The sequence below is a fragment of the Burkholderia sp. MR1-5-21 genome, assembly GCF_053427715.1.
In genome coordinates, this window is the sequence record NZ_JBSAXD010000155.1 from 1 (window position 1) to 301 (window position 301).

A 301-nucleotide genomic window follows, 5' to 3' on the forward strand; every position below is an offset into this window, starting at 1 on the left:
ATCACCGCGACGCGCTCGCCGTTGCCGGCTTCGACGTGACGGTCGAGGCAGTTGTACGATGCGTTCAGCTCGCCGTCGTCGAACCACTTGTAGAACGGCGCGTTCGACTCGTCGAGCACCGTCGTGAACGGCTTGTGCCACGCGAGCGTCTCGCGCGCGTGGCGCGCCCAGAATCCTTCGTAATCGCTTTCGGCCTCGGCGGCGAGCGCGCGATAGGCTTGCATGCCGGAAATGGCCGCCGCCTTCACGAGCGCTTCGGGCGGCGCAAACTGGCGGGTTTCGTGAAGAACCGATTCAATCG

General features: G+C 65.1%; 1 protein-coding gene. It reads right to left on the reverse strand.

From position 1 onward, the window contains the following. Window positions 1–299, reverse strand: a 299-nt coding sequence (locus ACV229_RS40860) for an acetyl-coenzyme A synthetase N-terminal domain-containing protein (RefSeq protein ID WP_448088701.1), incomplete at its 3' end; no start/stop codon positions are given. Between the last annotated feature and the right edge of the window lie 2 nt (window positions 300–301).